18 protein-coding genes are annotated in these 17,590 nt (G+C 63.1%); 4 read left to right on the plus strand and 14 right to left on the minus strand.

Going from position 1 to position 17,590, the window contains the following annotated elements:
- Window positions 1-258 precede the first annotated feature (258 nt).
- From AB3X95_RS28525 to AB3X95_RS28535, 3 genes are all read right to left on the minus strand, one after another.
- Window positions 259-1,362: a PHB depolymerase family esterase gene (locus tag AB3X95_RS28525; protein WP_368623168.1), complete on the minus strand. Its 1,104-nt coding sequence runs from the start codon at window positions 1,360-1,362 to the stop codon at window positions 259-261.
- A 33-nt stretch (window positions 1,363-1,395) separates the two neighbouring features.
- Window positions 1,396-1,812, minus strand: a complete 417-nt coding sequence (locus AB3X95_RS28530) for a CopG family transcriptional regulator (RefSeq protein WP_176106400.1) — start codon at window positions 1,810-1,812, stop codon at window positions 1,396-1,398.
- 228 nt (window positions 1,813-2,040) lie between these two features.
- On the minus strand, window positions 2,041-2,745 hold the full coding sequence (locus AB3X95_RS28535) for a hypothetical protein (RefSeq protein WP_368623224.1): 705 nt from the start codon (window positions 2,743-2,745) through the stop codon (window positions 2,041-2,043).
- Window positions 2,746-3,199: 454 nt separating this feature from the next.
- Between AB3X95_RS28535 and AB3X95_RS28540 the strand changes: the two genes are divergently transcribed.
- Together AB3X95_RS28540 and AB3X95_RS28545 are read left to right on the plus strand one after the other, a co-directional pair.
- On the plus strand, window positions 3,200-3,403 hold the full coding sequence (locus AB3X95_RS28540; RefSeq protein WP_176106399.1) for a cold-shock protein: 204 nt from the start codon (window positions 3,200-3,202) through the stop codon (window positions 3,401-3,403).
- Between the two features lie 275 nt (window positions 3,404-3,678).
- Window positions 3,679-3,903: a hypothetical protein gene (locus AB3X95_RS28545; protein ID WP_176366859.1), complete on the plus strand. Its 225-nt coding sequence runs from the start codon at window positions 3,679-3,681 to the stop codon at window positions 3,901-3,903.
- Between the two features lie 952 nt (window positions 3,904-4,855).
- Here AB3X95_RS28545 and AB3X95_RS28550 read toward each other — a convergent pair.
- From AB3X95_RS28550 to AB3X95_RS28590, 9 genes are all read right to left on the minus strand, one after another.
- Complete coding sequence (locus tag AB3X95_RS28550) at window positions 4,856-5,209, minus strand: RidA family protein (protein WP_176123671.1); 354 nt, start codon at window positions 5,207-5,209, stop codon at window positions 4,856-4,858.
- 60 nt (window positions 5,210-5,269) lie between these two features.
- Entirely contained in the window at window positions 5,270-6,451 is a 1,182-nt protein-coding gene (locus tag AB3X95_RS28555; RefSeq protein WP_368623169.1) for an NAD(P)/FAD-dependent oxidoreductase, read from the minus strand.
- The gene (locus AB3X95_RS28560; protein ID WP_368623170.1) at window positions 6,444-7,874 is read right to left on the minus strand and encodes an FAD-dependent oxidoreductase; all 1,431 of its coding nucleotides are present in this window, start codon (window positions 7,872-7,874) and stop codon (window positions 6,444-6,446) included. The genes AB3X95_RS28555 and AB3X95_RS28560 overlap by 8 nt, the downstream gene beginning before the upstream one ends.
- Window positions 7,864-8,205: a (2Fe-2S)-binding protein gene (locus AB3X95_RS28565; protein ID WP_012406215.1), complete on the minus strand. Its 342-nt coding sequence runs from the start codon at window positions 8,203-8,205 to the stop codon at window positions 7,864-7,866. The genes AB3X95_RS28560 and AB3X95_RS28565 overlap by 11 nt, the downstream gene beginning before the upstream one ends.
- Window positions 8,206-8,212: 7 nt before the next feature.
- On the minus strand, window positions 8,213-9,349 hold the full coding sequence (locus AB3X95_RS28570; protein ID WP_368623171.1) for an NAD(P)/FAD-dependent oxidoreductase: 1,137 nt from the start codon (window positions 9,347-9,349) through the stop codon (window positions 8,213-8,215).
- The gene (locus AB3X95_RS28575) at window positions 9,346-10,143 is read right to left on the minus strand and encodes an ABC transporter permease (protein WP_368623172.1); all 798 of its coding nucleotides are present in this window, start codon (window positions 10,141-10,143) and stop codon (window positions 9,346-9,348) included. Before AB3X95_RS28575 ends, AB3X95_RS28570 begins: the two co-directional genes overlap by 4 nt.
- A gap of 4 nt (window positions 10,144-10,147) precedes the next feature.
- Window positions 10,148-11,020, minus strand: a complete 873-nt coding sequence (locus AB3X95_RS28580; protein ID WP_368623173.1) for an ABC transporter permease — start codon at window positions 11,018-11,020, stop codon at window positions 10,148-10,150.
- Window positions 11,007-12,077 (minus strand): ABC transporter ATP-binding protein, encoded by a 1,071-nt coding sequence (locus AB3X95_RS28585; RefSeq protein ID WP_368623174.1) that lies wholly within the window; start codon window positions 12,075-12,077, stop codon window positions 11,007-11,009. Before AB3X95_RS28585 ends, AB3X95_RS28580 begins: the two co-directional genes overlap by 14 nt.
- Window positions 12,078-12,142: 65 nt before the next feature.
- Entirely contained in the window at window positions 12,143-13,207 is a 1,065-nt protein-coding gene (locus AB3X95_RS28590) for an ABC transporter substrate-binding protein (RefSeq protein ID WP_176366853.1), read from the minus strand.
- A 135-nt stretch (window positions 13,208-13,342) separates the two neighbouring features.
- On the opposite strand from AB3X95_RS28590, the gene AB3X95_RS28595 reads away from it, so the two are divergent.
- Both AB3X95_RS28595 and AB3X95_RS28600 read left to right on the plus strand, forming a co-directional pair.
- Window positions 13,343-14,305 (plus strand): LysR substrate-binding domain-containing protein, encoded by a 963-nt coding sequence (locus tag AB3X95_RS28595; RefSeq protein WP_368623175.1) that lies wholly within the window; start codon window positions 13,343-13,345, stop codon window positions 14,303-14,305.
- Between the two features lie 284 nt (window positions 14,306-14,589).
- On the plus strand, window positions 14,590-14,877 hold the full coding sequence (locus AB3X95_RS28600) for a LysR family transcriptional regulator (protein ID WP_368623176.1): 288 nt from the start codon (window positions 14,590-14,592) through the stop codon (window positions 14,875-14,877).
- A 65-nt stretch (window positions 14,878-14,942) separates the two neighbouring features.
- Here AB3X95_RS28600 and AB3X95_RS28605 read toward each other — a convergent pair whose 3' ends face one another.
- Both AB3X95_RS28605 and AB3X95_RS28610 read right to left on the minus strand, forming a co-directional pair.
- Window positions 14,943-16,061 (minus strand): NAD(P)/FAD-dependent oxidoreductase, encoded by a 1,119-nt coding sequence (locus AB3X95_RS28605; RefSeq protein WP_368623177.1) that lies wholly within the window; start codon window positions 16,059-16,061, stop codon window positions 14,943-14,945.
- A gap of 106 nt (window positions 16,062-16,167) precedes the next feature.
- Window positions 16,168-17,559, minus strand: a complete 1,392-nt coding sequence (locus AB3X95_RS28610) for an MFS transporter (protein WP_176123660.1) — start codon at window positions 17,557-17,559, stop codon at window positions 16,168-16,170.
- Window positions 17,560-17,590 lie beyond the last annotated feature (31 nt).

Here is a 17,590-nt window from a genome sequence, read left to right on the forward strand (position 1 = left end):
GACTGCTCCGTTTGTGCCTTCTTCGCATGATGATGGGTGACAACAGGAGGGCAGACACACCGAGCACCCGCAACACGCCTTCAACACCGCGAATAAGCCCTTTCGCTCAACCGACAAGGAGCGCCAGACCGATTGCCAGTTCGACGGCAATGATCGCAAGATTGGTTGGCAGGCGCGTTCGGGAAAGGAGCATGGCAACCGGCGCCTCCGTTGCGCGCCCTCCTTGCGCCGGAGACAGCAGCGCGGCGCGCTGGACGCTCACTGACGACGAGGATGCTCGAGAAAAAATCGCACCATCTCCGCACTGGCGTCGGGGCCGGATGGATCGGTATAGCTCCCGCTTGAAGAGCCTCCGGCCCACGCATGAGGCGCGCCGTGGATGATCCATAGTTCGGCATGTACCCCGGCTCGTGACGTCATGTGCCGGACCGTATGCTTGCGCGCCTGCCCATTGGCGCCCGACGGGCGAGCGGCTATCGGATCACTTGAGGAGAATCCGTGTACCAATCCGTTGGCGTTGGCAGGATGCACGGTCGCATCCGCGTCGCCGTGAAAAACGATGAGCGGGCATTGAGACGCCTGCGTGTCGTGAATGTCCGCTCCGCCAGGTTTCCGCGCTTTGGACCGGGCTTTGCCGCCGCGCATCGCCGCGAGCGCGGACGGCAAGTCGTGCGCGCATCCGACGGGTAGGCCCGAATGAACGCCCGCAGCTGCGTACAGATCGGGATAGGCTTGCGCGACGATCGCCGCCATCGCGCCGCCGGCCGAAAGACCAGCAACGAAGACGCGTTTCGGATCGACGTTGTAATTTGCCATGACTTCGCGCGTGATGCCCGCGATCAGCGACGGCTCGCCGTGGTCGCGCAGCTGATCGGCAGGCCTGAACCAGTTCCAGCATTTCGAGGTATTTGCGCGTTGCGGCTGGGTCGGATAAGCGACGATAAAACCGTGCGTTTCGGCAAGGGCGTTCATCCGCGTGCCGGCTGCGAAATCGTCAGCGTCCTGCGTGCAACCGTGCAGCATGACGATGAGGGGCAGGGGATCACTGCGGTATTGACTGGGGACGTAGATCTTGTAATTACGCTGGCCCGCGGCGTTGACGTAGAGCCGCATGCTGAAGTGCCCGCAATCCTGCACGTCCGGTTCGGTTTGCGTCTGATGGGCGCGATGCCGGGGTTGCAGGCGGTCGGCGAAGCGCGTTGTCGTCGTGTTCTCATGCGGGTCTGCATGCGCGGTTGCCACGTCCGTGGGCTCGCCACGCATGGCGCGTTTGACGATCTCCGCGGCCGCCGCGGCGTCATTGCGGCGAAAGAGGGCGAACGCCTCTTTCATCGAGTCCAGAAAGCCTTCGTTGAGTTTCATGTTTTTTCCGATAGCGGGAAAGAGTCAGGGACGTCAGCGGATCCGATCCGCCAGCGCGGCCTTGACCGCCGGTGAGGCATGGAGCGCGCCTCGAACGAGAATCGAGTCGATCGCTGCCAGCGCAAGTTCGGGTGAGACGTCCGTGGCAATGCTCGCCAGTCCCAGCACCTGAATTCTGAGTCGCTGACGGGCCGCGCACGCTGCCTCGAGGTCTTGTTTCGAGAAATGCTGGAGACCCAGTACAAGCTCACGGCGCGTTACGGTTTCCTTGACGGCAGGAGCATGAATCGACAGCTGATTGCGGATGGCCGTACGGATCAGATCCGTGCGGTTCGAGTAAAAGCCCTCTTCGACGAGCAGATCGATTTGCCCCAGATCGACTGGACCAAGATTGATCGTAATTTTTTCGGTCTCGCTACCTCGTGAGCGATCCGGCACTTCTTTTGCCATGTGTAAGAATCCTCCTCTCGACATCCATGTGGATGGTTATAGGATGTTCTCAGGAGGAAGTCAACGCTCTTTGCTGCCAATGGGGCCCGGTGCGGTCTATCACGAGAAAGACGCCGGCGGGGGTAACAGGCGATGTCGGTGCGCGTCGGGGCGACGGGAGGACGAGATGGATTGCGAGTCGTGCACTTCGTGTTCCAGTGCCACGGTCCCAGGGCCTTACGCCGATAATCAGCCAGCGCGGTGCCAGCAACCGGATTCCGGGCACACGGCGGCTGGTGCGCCGTTCATCCAGACTTGCTCCTCCTCTAATCGCTGCGACGACGGGCGGTCGATGTCGAAGATCACCTTGAGTGCTTGCCCGACATTGGCGTCTTCGATCGGAAGCTCCCACGTTAAGAAAATCTGGGTGAAGTCCTGGTCCGGCGCGAAGTTGGCCGCCGAGAAACTCTCGGCGCCACGCTGAATCACGCCATGGGGCTGGCCCGTGTCGAAAATGACGGCTGTTCCGCGCTTGAGGGGAATGCATTGACCCGTAGAGGGAAACCGCAAGTCCAGGCCCTTGTCTTCACTCAGGAACAGATTGCAAAACGCGGCACTGCCATATTGCTCACCATCATGGTGATATCTCGCGCCACGACAGGCCATCAGCGCCATGTCGCTATCGGCGAGCACCGCGGGCAGTCCCAGGGCGCACGTCCAATCGGACATGGCTTGCACGCAGCGCTTGTAGGCCGGCCAGCGCACTTGCGTGCGCGCCAAAGGCATTGCCTCGACATCCCCAGGTTCCAGAGCGAGTCGCGTCGATATCTCTCTTTGCCAATCTGCCATCACGGGCGCAGGGGGTGAAGGTACATCGAGCGTGGTCCATAAAACGATGTCACTTACGCGTCGACTGCGGATGGCGTCGCCGCTCCAGAAAAAGGAAGTCAGCATATTTCTCATTTCATGCTGTCGAAGGGAGTTCGTCGAGGCATTGTAATGATTCAGCCTGGTCATCCCGGTAAAAATCGGCGATGAAGCGTTCATCACCTGGTCACGTAGCCAAGTCATTCCAGCGTCGGCTGCCCCTTTGGAAACAGGCAGACGTCAATCCGCTAATCTGATACAAAGGCGCGCGATGTATAACCTGCATGGCATGCCAGGCAGGGGGCACAGCCAAGCGGTGTCGCATCGCTTCGTCAGCAGCGCGGCCCGCCTGCTGAAATGGTTACAAGATAAGTGTTGACTCTGACCCGCCTGGCGGGTACTGTGCCGTTCGAAGTTCAAGAAGTTCGATTGCTGTTCATCAATTGCTCGCTCCTCAGCGGTATTCGTTGTCCTCTCCCTCCTTGAAGCTTCAAGCGCTCTTTGACAGAGCAAGTCTTCATTTTTTTCTCAAGGATTCTTCATGGAAACCGGTACCGTTAAATGGTTTAACGACAGCAAAGGCTTTGGCTTCATTACCCCGGACAAGGGCGGCGACGACCTGTTCGCTCATTTCTCCGAGATCCGGGCCGACGGCTTCAAGACGCTGGCTGAAAATCAGAAGGTGAGCTTCGAAACGAAGCAAGGCCCCAAGGGTCCGCAAGCGGCTAACATCAAGCCGCTGTAAAGATTGAAGGACCCGGCATTCGACGAACGCCGGGTTGCAGCGACACCCTCGCGGAGTTTTTGTCTCCCAAAGTTGGCGCGATCGCCGTTAGCTGCATCTGCTGATTCGGCAGCTTAGCGAGCGCCATACGTCTTGTTGCGCCTCATTCTCTCCTCAGGCCTCAACGCCATCTTTCGCCTTTCGACTGCTTGATGAATCGGCTCGAGTGGCTTTGGGTCAACGCACCCGTGCCCTTTCGTACGATACGTGCGCACTCCAATATCATTAAAATTAAAATGCAAAACAAACAAGTTCAACAATACAACGGCTATGCCGTCCAATCCTCGGCGCATCGTTTGCCCGACGGTAACTTCTCATCCAACCTGTTGCTCGAACGCCTCGATAACGCGCGAGCCGAAGGCTGCTACTGGTTCTATTCACTCGACTACTTCACGAGTGAAGAGCAGGCGTTGCAGTACTCCAGCCAATGGGCACGCAATTGGGTCGACACCCGCGGTTAAGGGCGACTCCACAGTTCGAAACATCCAGCGCATTCGAAGCGCCAGGGCGGTTGCAACCAAAGGCGCTCAAACATCGCGCAGGTTTTAGAGCGGCACGTCGTCGGCACGCGCGGCTATCGGCCCACCGTCCTTCTGGTCCGCCGATAGTGGCCTGGAAGATGGCGGGGCTCGGCCCGTGAAAAAACCTACCACCGAACGCAAGCGCGAAAAGGCTGCGGCAGTGGCCACGACGGCGCAAGTAGAGCAAACGGTCGTTGCCGCCAAAAAAGCGGTATTGCCTGGAATTTCCCGGGCAGCCATGCTAAGGCGCCGGGCATCCCGCTAACCTCGGTATGGGGCTTCCTTCTGATCCTGGCCGATTGGCCGGTTGGGTTCGCATACCGGCCACGCGATTTTCTGCAATCGATAGACGGCTTCGGGTCGTCAAGACTCGTTCGCAGTTCGGGGAAGTCGACATTCGAATGCACCGCATCGCGACAGCAAACCGGCGAGCTGCAGACGCATGGCGGCCGAATGGCGGGCGTCGGCAATCGCCGATCTTCAGTCGCTCGATTTGCACGTTCATGGGCGGCCGGGGTTAGTCGTGGGGCGTTCTTGTTGGGTCGGCACCGCCGGATGATGACCGCGACGACGGAAGATTTACGGTTGAAACTTGTCAACCTCGGAAGTTAGTTGAGTAACAGGCACCGTGCGGGCGGCCAGTTCTGGCCTTGAAATCCAGTCAAAGCGGAGGTTATCTAACGACGTGCTTGCGGCTACCGTTGACGTCCCGCACAATTTCCTCACGACGTATGGGTGACGACGTGGGTTTGTGGGTAGGGAGGGCAACATGGCTGGACGACAGTTGCATCGACTCAGCTCTCTGCGGGTCGCGAAAGAGGTGACGGGCCGCGGCACGTATCGCGTGGCGAACGCGTAAGCGCAGCGGCTTCTCCCTGCCGCGAAGCTGCCGTTACGCCAGCGCGACGACGGCAATCTCGACCAGCAGTTCCGGCGCGGCGAGCTTCGCCTCGACGGTCGCACGAGTGGGCGCGCAGCCCGGCGCAAGCCACACGTCCCACACGCTGTTCATGCCCGCAAAATCGCGCTCGATATTCGCGAGCCACACCTGGGCCGACACCAGACGCGTCTTGTCGATGCCTGCCTTTTCCAGAAAGCCGTCGATCTTCGCCAGCACGCTCGCGGTCTGGGTTTTCACATCGGGCGCACGATCATTCGACGTCTGGCCGCCGATGAACACGAGTCCCGCTGCCTTTACGACGCGGCTCATACGCTGGTTCGTTTCGATTCTCACGATGTCGGACATACCTTGCTCTACTCCTTGCTTTGACTACAGGAAAGCGCGCCGGGCGGCGCGCGGGCGTAATCAGTGCGCGGCGGCGCTGGCCATCTGCTGCGGCGCGGGCTGGCGCGTAAAGCGGTCGATTGCGAAGTCGTCGAGCGGCAGCGAAGCGTTGCCGTCGAGCACGAGTTCGGACACGAGCCGCCCGCAGGCCGGTCCGAGCTGGAAACCGCTGCCGCAATAGCCGAACGAATAGACGAGATTCGACGCGCGGCGGCTAGGCGAGAGCACGGGCAGTGCATCGTCGGTGAACGCCTCGACGCCGGCCCACGCGCGGTTCACGCCGAGATGCCGCAAATGCGGGAAGAGATCGACGACGGTATTGGCGCTACGCACGAGCCGCGCGAAATCGACTTCGCCATGCCGGCCGTGCAGATCGGCGATGCCGATCAGCTTGCCGCCGATCACGACGGTGCCATTGTCGAACTGCTTGAACGACAACGGACGCCCGGTCGCACCCAGCGTCGCGCGGCAGAACGGCGCGACGCGATGCGTGACCATCAGCATCAGCCCTTCGGGATGCACGGGCACGCGCTCGCCCACCTGTTCGGCCAGTTGTCCCGCCCACGCGCCCGCCGCGACGACGAGTTTTTCCGCGCTGAACTCGCCGCGCGGCGTCTGCGCGAACCAGCGCGGGCCGCGCTGCTCGATGCGGGTGACGGGCGTGCCTTCGAAGAGCGCCGCACCATGCCGCTGCGCGGCGAGCCGGAAGGCGGTGGTTGTCCTGAACGGCAGCGCATAGCCGTCGCGCTCGACCCAGATGCCGCCCGTCACGTGTCGCGCGAGCGCCGGCTCGAGTTGGAGCACGCCCGCGCGGTCGATCAGCTTTTCATGCGTGAAGCCGTGCGCTTCGAGTTGCGCGACGCGCGCGCGGCATTCGTCGAGTTCGCCTTCCGTCTCCGCGATCTTCAACTGGCCGGACGGCACGAAACCGCCGTCGTCGCCGATCGTTTCGCGCAGGCTGTGCCAGATTTCGCGCGACATCAACGCGAGCGGAATCTCGGGCAGCGGCCGGCCGAGCGTGCGCACGCCGCCCGCATTGACGCCCGACGAATGTCGCGCGACGTAGTCGGCTTCGAGCACGATCACGCTCGCGCCGCGCGCGGCCAGATGGAACGCGCTGCTCGAGCCGTGCAGCCCGCCGCCGATCACCAGCACGTCGGCTTCGCGCACGGCGCTGGAAGAGGACAGGGCAGCGTCATTCACCGGCGAGTTCTCCGAGCGTCAGCGGCTTGATGGGCGGACGGATGCGGTAATAGCCGACTTCGCCCGGCGGAACCTTGCGCGCGTCGGCGATGATTTCGGTGACGGTCAGCCCGCACATGCGTCCCTGACACGGGCCCATCCCGCAGCGTCCGAACGACTTCGCCTGGTTCGGGCCGAGGCAGCCGAGTTCGACGAAACCGCGCACGTCGCCCGCCGTCACTTGCTCGCAGCGGCACACCACCACGTCGTCGCGCGGAATGCGGTTCGCGTCGCGCGGTCGGTACAGGCTGTCCAGAAACGGACGGATGCGCATCACGCTCTCCAACGCGCGGCGGTGCGGCGCGGCTTCGCGCTCACAGGCGGCTGCATCGATTGCACCGAGTTGACTGGCAACGCGCAGCGCGGCGAGCGAGCCCTGTTCGGCCGCCGCCAGCGCACCGCCGATACCGCCGCCGTCGCCCGCGACGAAGGTGCCCGGCACGTCGAGTTCGCCCCATGCGTCGGTGGTCGGTGCGAAGCATAGCTGCGCGGCGTCCCAATGGTGTTGGGCGCGCAACGACAACGAGAACTGCGTATTCGGCACGACGCCCTGATGCAGCAGGATCACATTCGCGTCGATCCGCTGCGCACGGCCTTGCGTGGTGAAACTGAGCGCGGCGGCGCGCTCGACGCCTTGCGCGTCCTGCTTCGACTCGACGCGCAGATCGTCGGCGGCTTCGTAGATGGGCACGCCCGCGGCGCGCAGCGTGCGGATCAGTTGCAGGCCTTTGCTCAGGAACGGCCACGCGCGCAACGCCGAGAGCAGATGTTTCTTCGCGCGCCAGCGGTCTTCGTGACGCGTGGTGTCGATGAGTGCGCGGATCGGCACGCCGGCGCGCACGTACTGCCAGCCGAGCAGATAGAGCAGCGGACCGCAGCCCGCCAGCACGGGCGGCTCGGCGGGCACCTCGCCCGCGCTTTTCAGCAGGATCTGCGCGGCGCCCGCCGTCAGTACGCCGGGCAGCGTCCAGCCGGGAATCGGAAACGGCCTTTCCAGCGCGCCCGTGGCCAGAATCACGCGGCGTGCGTCGAAGCTGCCGACCTTGCCGTCCTTCAGATAGTGCACGGCATGTTCGCGCGTCACCTGCCACACGGACGCATGCGCGACATGCCGTGCGCCAGAGCGCGCGAAGGCGTCGGCGAGCGCTGCGCCCGCTGCGTAATCTGGGCCGAGAATCTCCTTGCGGCGCGCATCGGCGCGGCCGATCGCACGATAGATCTGCCCGCCGACGGCGTCCTGCTCGTCTAGCAGCACCACTGACAGGCCCGCGCTCGCGGCGCGCGTCGCCGCGCTCATGCCGGCGGGACCGCCGCCAATCACGACGACATCGACGGCTTCCGAGGGGAAACTCGACACGGTTTCGACAGCGTAATCAGCGGGCATGAGCGTCCTCCAGCGACACATCGACGGGCGGCAGATCGCGCGCGCCTTCCTGAGAGCGGATGCGCATGCCGGCGCGCACGGTCACCATGCAGCTTTGCCGGCTCGGCACGCCGTCGATCTCGACGAGACACTCGAAGCACGCGCCCATCATGCAATACGGCGCGCGCGGCGCGCCCGAGACGGGTGTCGCACGGAACCGCGCGATGCCGGCAGCGAGCAGCGCCGCCGCCACCGACCGGCCGCCCGGCACGCGCAGCGGCTGATCGTTGAACCAGATGTCGACCGGCGCATCGGCGCCGGGCAAGGCCTTGAAGAGCGGTGTGGAGGTCATGTCGGAATCAGTGAGCGGGGGTGAGTGCAGGGGATTCGAGAAAGCGCGTGCCGGACAGCGCGGGGATTTCATCGGGCATCGCGCCGCCGGCGATCCACGGCGCGATGCGCAGCGCGTGCGCGGCGGCCAGCGTCACGCCGCTGTGGCAGGTGACGACGAACGCGCCGGGATGGCGTGCGGATTCGTCGTAGATTGGAAAACCATCGGAGCTGTAGACGCGCAACGCGGCCCACGTGCGCACCAGCCGCACGTTCTTCAGCAGCGGAAAGGCGCGCACGCCGCGCCGCGCAATGTCGGATAGCACGGGCGTCGTCGTGAAATCGTCGAACCCGACTTCTTCCATCGAATCGCCGAATTGCAGCGTGCCCTCGTCGGTTTGGCGCACGTTGAGGGTAGGGTAACGCAGGAACGGCGCGACGCGTTCGCTGATCAGCACCTGTCCGCGATTCGGTGCGACGGGCGCATGCAGTCCGACGTGCGGCGCGAGCGCGCGATTGCCGAGGCCCGCCGCGAGCACGACGCGCGCCGCGCGGTAGGTGCCGCGTTTGCCTTGTACCGCGAAGCCGCCGTGTTCGGGTGTGATGCGCAGCGCTTCCTCGTTGTTGACGAGCTTCACGCCGCGCCGCTGCATGCCCGCGTGGAGCGCGCGCAGCAGCTTGAGCGGATTGACGTGGCCGTCCATCGGCGTGTAGCTCGCGCCGATCACGTCCGGGCCGATTTCGGGAATACGCTCTCGCACTTCGCGCGCATCGAGCAACTGATACGGGTAGTCGCCCAGTTCACGCTGCAAGGCGCCGAGACGCTTCGCGCGTTCTGCGATTTCGTCTTCGGAGAAAAAGAAGTGGAAGCCGCCCGGCTGGCGCAGCGCGACGTCGATACCGGTTTCGTCGAGCAACGCCGCAGCCAGCGACGGCCAGCGCGAAGCCGAGCTGCGCGACCAGCGTGCATACGGCGACAAGCCATAGCCCTTGCCCTGAATCCAGACCAGCCCGAAGTTGCCGCGCGACGCGCGCAACGCGCCGTCGTCCTGGTCGAGCACGGTGACGTTCGCGCCTTCGCGCGCAAGGCCCCAGGCAACGGCGGAACCGACCAGTCCGCCGCCCAGCACGAGCACGTCGGGGTTGTCGGAAAAGTGATGAATCATCGAGCTTCTCCAATGAGGATGCGGTCCAGTCCGACCATGCGGTCGAGCAGCACCATCAGCAGAACCGTGCCGACGATCAGCACCGCCGACACCGAAGCGACGAGGGGATCGATGGTCTGCGCGATCTGGTTGTACATGGCGACGGGCAGCGTGGTCGTGCCGGGTGTCGCGACGAAAATGGTCATCGTCAGCTCGTCGAAGCTCTGGATGAACGACAGCACCCATCCGCCCGCGACGCCCGTGCGGATCATCGGCAGCACGACGCGGCGAAACGCGGTGAAGCGGCTCGCGCCGCACGACAGCGCCGCGCGCTCGGCATCGCGATCGAGCCCGACGGCCGACGACAGCGCGAGGCGCAGCGCATACGGCAGCACGATGATCACGTGCGTCGCCACCAGCGCCCAGAACGAACCGCTCAGATGCAGCAGCGACAGAAAGCGCAGGAACGCGATGCCGAGCACGACGGCGGGAATCATCATCGGCGAGAGGAAGAAGCTCATCAGCGCGCCACGGCCCGCGAAGCGATAGCGCGCAATCGCGAGCGCCGCGGGCACCGCGAGCGCGACGCCGATGGTCGCCGCCGCGAACGCGAGCCGCACGGAAAGCCAGAATGCCGACACGATGTCGTCGTTCTCGAGAATCGCGCGAAACCAGCGCAGCGACGCGCCGTCGAAGGGCATCGAAATGAAGCCCTTGTCGGTGAACGCAACCAGCATCACGACGACGAGCGGCGCGAGGATGAAAGTGAGAAACAGCGCGTTGAACAGCAGACCCCAGAATCCGTTCTGTTTCATGGCGTCACTCGAAAATATGCTTGAAACGGCGCTCGGCGAGACGGCTGCAGCCCATCACGATCGCGACGTTCGCAATCAGCAGCAACACGGCGATGCTCGCGCCGAGCGGCCAATTCAGTGTGCCGAGGAATTCGTCGTAGGCGGCGGTGGCGACCACTTTCAGACGGCGCCCGCCGATCAGTGCAGGCGTCGCGAACGCCGACGCCGACAGAGCGAACACGATGATCGAACCCGACAGCACACCGGGCATGATCTGCGGCAGCACCACGCGGCGGAACACGCGCAACGGCGAACCGCCCATCGACAGCCCCGCCCATTCGACCTGCGGATCGAGCTTTTGCAGCGTCGCCCACACCGACATCACCATGAACGGCACTAGCACATGCGTGAGCGCGATGATCATGCCCGTCATCGTGAAGACGAGGCGGATCGGCTCGGAGGTGATGTGAAAGGCTTGCAGCGCATTGTTGAGCACACCGTTCTTGCCAAGCAGAATCTGCCAGCCGAGCGTGCGCACCACGACGGAAATCAGCAACGGGCCGAGCACGATCAGCAGACACAGCGACTGCCAGGGCCGCTTCATCCGCGCGAGCACGATGGTTTCCGGCACGCCGAGCAGTACACTCAGCAGCGTCACGGCGAGCGCGAGACTCACCGTGCGCAAAAAGATTTCGCCGTAGTACGGATCGCTCAGCACTTCGACGTAGTTTTTCAGCGTGTACGCGGCCTGCACGCCGGCGACATCGCTGAACACGCGAAACGACAGCAGCAGCGTCAGCACGAGCGGCACGAACAGCAGCGCGCCGAACAGCAGCAGCGCCGGCGAAGCGAGCAGCCAGGGCGCGGCGCCCGCGCGTGAATCGTCAAGCGTTGCCATGAGCACGCTCCCGGGTCAGCACGCGCAGATCGTCGTCGGTGAACGAGAGTCCGACTTCGTGGCCTTCGTCGGGCGGCGGCGCGCCGAAGTTCGGCTGCGCGATATGAAGTTTGCCGAGCGCCGTATCGACTTCGAGCAGCCACTGGTTACCGATGAACACGCGGTTCGCAATACGTCCGTGCATGCGCGCGTCGCCATTCGCAAGGCGTACTTTCTCCGGGCGAATGTAGACGTGCACTGCGCCTTCGACATCGCGCCCTTCGTGCGGTACGTGCAGCGTCGTGCCCGCCACATCCACGACGGCGCAGCGCGGATTACGCTCCCGCACTTCGCCAGGCAGCGTGTTGGTACGCCCCAGAAAGGTCGATGCGAACGGCGTAGCGGGACGTTCGTAGGCATCGAACGGCGTGCTCAGTTGCGCGATGCGCCCCTTGTGCAGCACGGCGATGCGGTCGCTCATCGTCATCGCTTCGACCTGGTCGTGCGTGACGAGGATCGTCGTAATGCCGAGGCGCTTCTGGATCGCGCGCAGTTCGATGTGCATTTCCTCGCGCAGCTTCGCATCGAGATTCGACATCGGTTCGTCGAGCAGCAGCAGGTTGGGGCGCATCGCCAGCGCCCGCGCGATCGCGACGCGCTGGCGCTGGCCGCCCGACAGTTCCTTCGGATAACGCGCGTCCAGGCCGTTGAGCCGCACAAGATCGAGCGCTTCGGCGATGCGCGCCGCGCGCTCGTCGCGCTTCATGTTGCGCATTTCGAGACCGAAGCCGACGTTGCCCGCGACCGTCATATGCGGAAACAGCGCATAGCTCTGAAACACGACGCCCATGCCGCGCTTTTCGGGGCGCTCGTGCGTGATGTCGCGTCCGCCGAGCGTGATGCGGCCCGCGCTCGGCGTGACGAAGCCGGCGATCATTTGCAGCGTGGTCGTCTTGCCGCAGCCGGACGGCCCGAGCAGCGACAGGAACTCGCCGCGTTCGACGGACAGATCGAGCTGCTCGACCGCAGTGAAATGGCCGTAGCGCTTCGAGATGCCCTGCAGAGTGAGAAAGGTCATGGCGTCGGTCCTGTGCGGAGTCGGGACGTAGGAACTGTTGAGCGGCTATGAAGCGGTTGCGCCGCTCAGCGTTCGACCGAGCGGTTCCAGCGCTCCGTCCATTCCGTGCGATGCTGGTTGATCGTGGTCCAGTCCATCGCCGTGAGCTTGTTCACCTGTTCCGGACCATACGGCACGCGCGCCGCGACCTCGGGCGTCAGCTTGACCGTTTTGTTGACGGGGCCAAGTCCGATTGCTTGCGCCTGCATTGCCTGCACTTCGGGGCTCAGCAGATACTGGATGAACTCCTGCGACAGCTTCGGCTGTGCGTTCTCGGCGAGCGCGCAGGCCGCTACCTGCAGCGCGACGCCCCCTTCCTTCGGATACACGAACTTGAGCGGAAAGCCCGTGTTTTGCAACGCGACGGCGCGACCGCTGCCATACGGCGCCATGATGACGTCGCCCGCCTGCATCAGGCCGTCCATTTCGCCGGGCGTCGGCGCCCACGACAGCACGTCGGGTGCGACCTGCTTCGTCATCGTGTTGAAGCCGGGGTCGATATTCTTTTCGCCGCCGCCGTTCAGGCGCGCGAGCATCACGAGTGTATGCAGTCCATACGTGTTGGTGATGGGCGGCACGCCGAGCTTGCCCTTCAGGCGCTTGTCGGTGAGCGCCTGCCATGAATCGGGCGCGGGCAGGCCGAGCTTTCTGAACGCCTCTTCGTTGTAGCCGATGCCCGTCGCGACCATACCGACCCCGACGGCCGTCGGGCCGAGCCGCGCGAGCGGGTAGAGGTCTTTCATCACGGGCGCATCTTCGACCTTCGCGCACAGGCCGAGCTGCATCGCCTGATACATGGGGCCGTCGTCCATCACCGCGACGTTGATCTGCTGATGCCCTTTCTGCGCCTGCAGCTTCGCGAGCGTATCGCTCGAATTCCCCGCCACATAGACGATCTTCACGTCATGCGCTTTTTCGAACGGCGGAATGACTTTCTGCCGGTACAACTGCTCGTTCGAGCCGCCGACGTTCGCGACATACAGCGTAGTTTCGGCGTGACCGTGCAACGGAGCGGTCAGACAGACGACGGACAGTGCGGAGGCGAAAGCGTGGAGCGTAGAACGGCAACGGCGGCGCAGCGATTCTTGCATGACGGCGATCTCCGGTCAGTGTGGGAATGGACGCTCTGGTGGCGTGTCCATACATCACAGTCTGTGCCGCGATGGTCATATGGTCCAATACGAATAAAATAGCAATCTATACATGGTTGATATGGGTTGAAACCGATGAACCTGAAACATGTCGAGGCATTTCGTGCGGTGATGGTCGCCGGGTCGATGACGGCGGCGGCCAAAGCGCTCTTCACGTCGCAACCGAACGTGAGCCGTCTGATCTCGCAGCTCGAACGGGAGACGGGCTTGCTGCTGTTTCAGCGCAGCGGCGTTAGGCTGATCCCGACCAGCGAGGGCACGGCGTTTTTCCGCGAGGTGGAGCGCGCATATGTCGGCTTGCAGGGGCTCGCGAACGCCGCCGCGCAGATTCGCAATCTGGGCAGTGGGCGTCTGCGCATCGCGGCGATGCCTTCAGCGGGCCTCACGCTCGTGCCGCATGCGATCAAGCGTTTTCAGGCGCTGCATCCCGGTGTGACCGTGTCGCTGCACGTCAACACGTCGGGCACGGTGAATCACTGGACGGCGTCGCAGTTCTGCGATCTGGGCGTGGCGGTGTACATCAGCGAGGCGTCGAATTGCGAAGTTGAGATGCTGTCGACAGTGGCCGCCGTCTGCGTGATGGCGGCGGTGCACCGGCTTGCTTCAAAAGCTGTGATCAGGCCCGCTGATCTCGAGGGCGAGTCGTTTATCTCGCTGTGTCACGGCGATGGCACGCGCGCGCAGATGGACGAGGTGTTCCTGCGTGCGGGCGTCGAACGCAAGCTGGCAATCGAGGCGCAATACACGGCGATCTGTTGCGAGCTGGTGCGCTGCGGCATGGGCGTGACACTCGCGCATCCGGGCGTGGCGCTGGACTTCGCCGGGCCGGACATCGCGATCCGGCCGTTCTCGCCGGCGGTCATGTTCCCGATGTATTTGCTGTTTCCGCCGCACCGGCCGCGCGAGCGGCTGGCGTCGGCGTTTATCGAAGTGCTGCGCGCGGAGCACGACGAGTTGATGGAGAAGATGGCGCGGATCGTGCCGAACTCAGCGTCGAAGAAAACCCGCCAGCGAAGCGGCAAACGCGCTGCTCAATAACATTGCCGCGGACCCGTCGGGGTATCGCGGCAACGCGGCGTTCAAGCCGTTACAGGTAGCTGCACACATAATCGAGCGTTTCGATCACGGTGCTGTCGAAGCGACTCTAGGCGGCCACCGAGAAGGTTTCGCCCGCGCCATACGTCTTCCATTCGTCGCTGCGTTCGAGGCGGATGCGGCATTGGCCGCATCCGATTTCTTGCCCATCTGTTCCAACCTGCGATCGAGCAGTTGCCCGGCATTTCGCGTGTGCGCGGCCAGATCGATATGGTCGTAATGCAGCCATGCGTCCAGGTTCCAATCGTTGTCGAGCGACGCGTGCCTTTCGCGCACGATGCACACCACGGGATCGATTACGTTCAGTTCGCGCTGCTTCCCGCGCTCGCCGCGCCAATGTTTCGCGGGCCGCTGAGCAGCTTGGCATCACGCAATCGGCAATGAGCGCGGCGATGTCGCGCCTGCGCGCGGGCAGGAGACTCATCGGCCGGACCCTATCAGAAGAATGTTTATTCCGAAGCCCACTCGGGTTCGATGATGCCGTCCCTTCATCTGTCGGTGCCCTGTTAACCTGATTGGCAAGCGGTCATCAAACCGAGGCCGTTCATGGCGGTCCGCCTGAATGGGGTCACAGCCTTGCTTAATCGGCAAAGCGCTGTGAGCGATACGGGTCCAATAGATTCACAGCCACGCCGTCAAGCAATTCAGTCGCGATAAGCTGCGACAATCCGGCTGCCAGACTGATGCCCGCGTTCGTTGTGATCGAAAGCACGCCGGGCAGGTCTTCAGAACGGCTCACGACGGGCAGTCCATCAGCGGGAATGACGCGACGCGTTTCGGTGACTTTCTCCACAACGGCGTCCTTTAAGCCGGGCAGCACGCGCGCGGTGACACGTATAAGCTCCTCGGGGTCGGGCGTGCTTGGATCGCCAACGGGCGAACCGGAGAAGTGCTTGGCGATGACCACACGACCGTCGATGCGCTGGATCGCGTGAACATGCGCGCCAAGAATGACCGAATCGAAAATCCGTGGCAACGGCGCGAGATGGACGACGCTCCCTATGCTGTGGATGAGCGGTGCCTTAAGCCCCGTGCCTTCGACGAGTTCCGGGTTCGCGATGCCACCCGCGAAGATGAGAATGTCGGCCTCGCGCTTGCCACTTCCGCTTTGGATCTCGTAACCGCCCGCCGTCCTGGTGAAGCCTTGATACGCGTCGTGCGGCGAATATTGCGCGCCTCGTGCGACCGCCGCATCGAGCATCATTGACGTCATTTGCACAGGCGACATCATCCCTTCATCGGGCGTGTAGAAAATGTCCGTTTCGGCTCCCGGCTCAAACCCCGGCTCAATCTCGCGTGCCTCGGCCGCGGTGACGCGGTACGTCGGGCTGCCCCAGCGCAGGCGCCGGTCCAGTTCCGCCGCGAGTTCCCGTGCCTCCTCGGTGCCGGGCTCGGCGCTTTGAAAGCAGCCTGACCAGCGAATCGGCAGACCGTCGATTTCGCTTTGCAGGTAACGCCAGCGCAGGTGCGACAGTCGATGCAGATTGAAGTAATGCTGCGCGCCAACTTCGCCAAGCGAGTCCGCATTGCGGAACTTCGTCTGATTCGTTATCCACGCGAATGATCCAGAAGTGGCGCCTTTCGCGACTTCGTTCTTGTCGAGCACGGTGACGCGCGCGCCGCGTTTCGCGAAATCATAAGCGAGTGTGGTGCCGATGATGCCAGCGCCGATAATGATGACTTTAGGTGCCGAATTCATAGAGTGCCTCTTTGCATTGGTGCAAGAAGTGTTGCCAAGGTGAGATTCTTAAGTCCGAGTTGCTGTGGCTGAGCGGCGTCAGCGATGGCTACGCCGTCCTTTCCGCTCAGCTGCGAGCCTCTCTTCGCTGCAGAGAGTGTTCGCTGGCGCTCGCTGCCATGCCCGGAGCATTCGCCGCGCCGAGCGACACGTTACGGGTCTCGGGAGCCATGCGAACCGATACGAGCAGGCCAATCAGGCTGATCCCACCCGCGATAAGCAGACCAGTCGCGCTTCCAAAATGGACTAGCACGGTAGGAAGGAGGAACGTTCCTGCCGCGGCTCCGATGCGGCTTGCAGACATCGCGAGTCCCATACCGGTTGCACGAAGATCAGTCGGAAAAATCTCGTTCGGGTAGATGAATTGCAGCCCGGAGCCGGCAGCTTCGGCCACCGTGAAGAGAACGAACAAACCGATCGCAACCGTGGCAATGTTCGACATCGGCGTTGCCAGAAGAAAAAGCGCGAGCGTTGCAAGAACGAAAGAGACCAGACAAAGCGTGCGCCGACCGACGCGGTTGACGACGAACATGCCGATCGCAGTTCCGACGATGGCAAAGGAAATGATCACGAGCGAGCCGGCGAGTGGCTGAGTGACGCCGAGCGATTTCAATAGCATCGGCTGAAACGTCTTGATTGCGAACGAAGGCGCAATCTGACACATCCAGAAGATCGAGCAAAACACCAGCATGCGCCCATAGCCTCGCGAAAGCAGTTCTCGGATTTTGGACAGGCCAAGGCCACGCCTGGAGGTGCTCACGCGCGTTTCAGCAACGAGTGCATCGAAGTCAACCTGTGGCCCAAGGTGCTGTGCCACGATGCTACGGGCCGCCTCTACGCGTCCTGCGGAAATCAACCAACGCGGCGACTCGGGGATGTTCAGGCGCAGCAGCAGGAATATCGCCGAAGGGATCGCAGCGCTCGCAAGAATGTAGCGCCATACACCGCTATCACTACCGCTAACGATCAGACCCGTTGCAAGGCTTATGGTGTATCCGACCCAGAGCAAAAGCACGAGGCTCGCGAGCACCGGCCCGCGAAGCTTCCGAGGCAGAAATTCAGCTGCGAGCGCAGTCGCGATCGGATAGTCCGCGCCCAGCGCAACGCCCATGACGAAACGAAGGATGAAGAGCGTCGTGACGTCATGCACAAACAGGTGCGCGAGCGAGCAGATTACGAACACAGCGAGGTTAAGCACATACATCTTCTGGCGGCCGAAGCGGTCCGTCATGGGTCCGAAAACCAGGCCGCCGGCGAACATGCCGATCAGGCTCGACGCGCCGATCAGACCGATCTGCAGCGCGTTCAGCGCGAGGTCCTTCGCAATGAACGGCAGCGCTACAACGATGATCCCTAGCAGATACCCGTCACAGAATGGTCCCCCTGCCGCGACGAGGGCTATCCTCTTATGAAAGCGGCTCGGAGGTAAATCTTCGATGCCGACGAGTGCCTTTCCCATATGTGCCTCCAAACGTTACCGAATCAAATGA

The organism is Paraburkholderia sp. BR13444 (assembly GCF_040948755.1).
Taxonomy (GTDB): domain Bacteria; phylum Pseudomonadota; class Gammaproteobacteria; order Burkholderiales; family Burkholderiaceae; genus Paraburkholderia; species Paraburkholderia youngii.

Coding starts and splice junctions, on each gene's coding strand:
- AB3X95_RS28580 (WP_368623173.1), bottom strand. CDS start 11,020: ATGGCAACGCTTGACGATTCACGCGCGGGCGCCGCGCCCTGGCTGCTC.
- AB3X95_RS28610 (WP_176123660.1), bottom strand. CDS start 17,559: ATGGGAAAGGCACTCGTCGGCATCGAAGATTTACCTCCGAGCCGCTTT.
- AB3X95_RS28550 (WP_176123671.1), bottom strand. CDS start 5,209: ATGTCCGACATCGTGAGAATCGAAACGAACCAGCGTATGAGCCGCGTC.
- AB3X95_RS28535 (WP_368623224.1), bottom strand. CDS start 2,745: ATGCTGACTTCCTTTTTCTGGAGCGGCGACGCCATCCGCAGTCGACGC.
- AB3X95_RS28530 (WP_176106400.1), bottom strand. CDS start 1,812: ATGGCAAAAGAAGTGCCGGATCGCTCACGAGGTAGCGAGACCGAAAAA.
- AB3X95_RS28565 (WP_012406215.1), bottom strand. CDS start 8,205: ATGACCTCCACACCGCTCTTCAAGGCCTTGCCCGGCGCCGATGCGCCG.
- AB3X95_RS28560 (WP_368623170.1), bottom strand. CDS start 7,874: ATGCCCGCTGATTACGCTGTCGAAACCGTGTCGAGTTTCCCCTCGGAA.
- AB3X95_RS28600 (WP_368623176.1), top strand. CDS start 14,590: ATGCGTCCAGGTTCCAATCGTTGTCGAGCGACGCGTGCCTTTCGCGCA.
- AB3X95_RS28570 (WP_368623171.1), bottom strand. CDS start 9,349: ATGATTCATCACTTTTCCGACAACCCCGACGTGCTCGTGCTGGGCGGC.
- AB3X95_RS28540 (WP_176106399.1), top strand. CDS start 3,200: ATGGAAACCGGTACCGTTAAATGGTTTAACGACAGCAAAGGCTTTGGC.
- AB3X95_RS28545 (WP_176366859.1), top strand. CDS start 3,679: ATGCAAAACAAACAAGTTCAACAATACAACGGCTATGCCGTCCAATCC.
- AB3X95_RS28525 (WP_368623168.1), bottom strand. CDS start 1,362: ATGAAACTCAACGAAGGCTTTCTGGACTCGATGAAAGAGGCGTTCGCC.
- AB3X95_RS28595 (WP_368623175.1), top strand. CDS start 13,343: ATGAACCTGAAACATGTCGAGGCATTTCGTGCGGTGATGGTCGCCGGG.
- AB3X95_RS28585 (WP_368623174.1), bottom strand. CDS start 12,077: ATGACCTTTCTCACTCTGCAGGGCATCTCGAAGCGCTACGGCCATTTC.
- AB3X95_RS28575 (WP_368623172.1), bottom strand. CDS start 10,143: ATGAAACAGAACGGATTCTGGGGTCTGCTGTTCAACGCGCTGTTTCTC.
- AB3X95_RS28605 (WP_368623177.1), bottom strand. CDS start 16,061: ATGAATTCGGCACCTAAAGTCATCATTATCGGCGCTGGCATCATCGGC.
- AB3X95_RS28590 (WP_176366853.1), bottom strand. CDS start 13,207: ATGCAAGAATCGCTGCGCCGCCGTTGCCGTTCTACGCTCCACGCTTTC.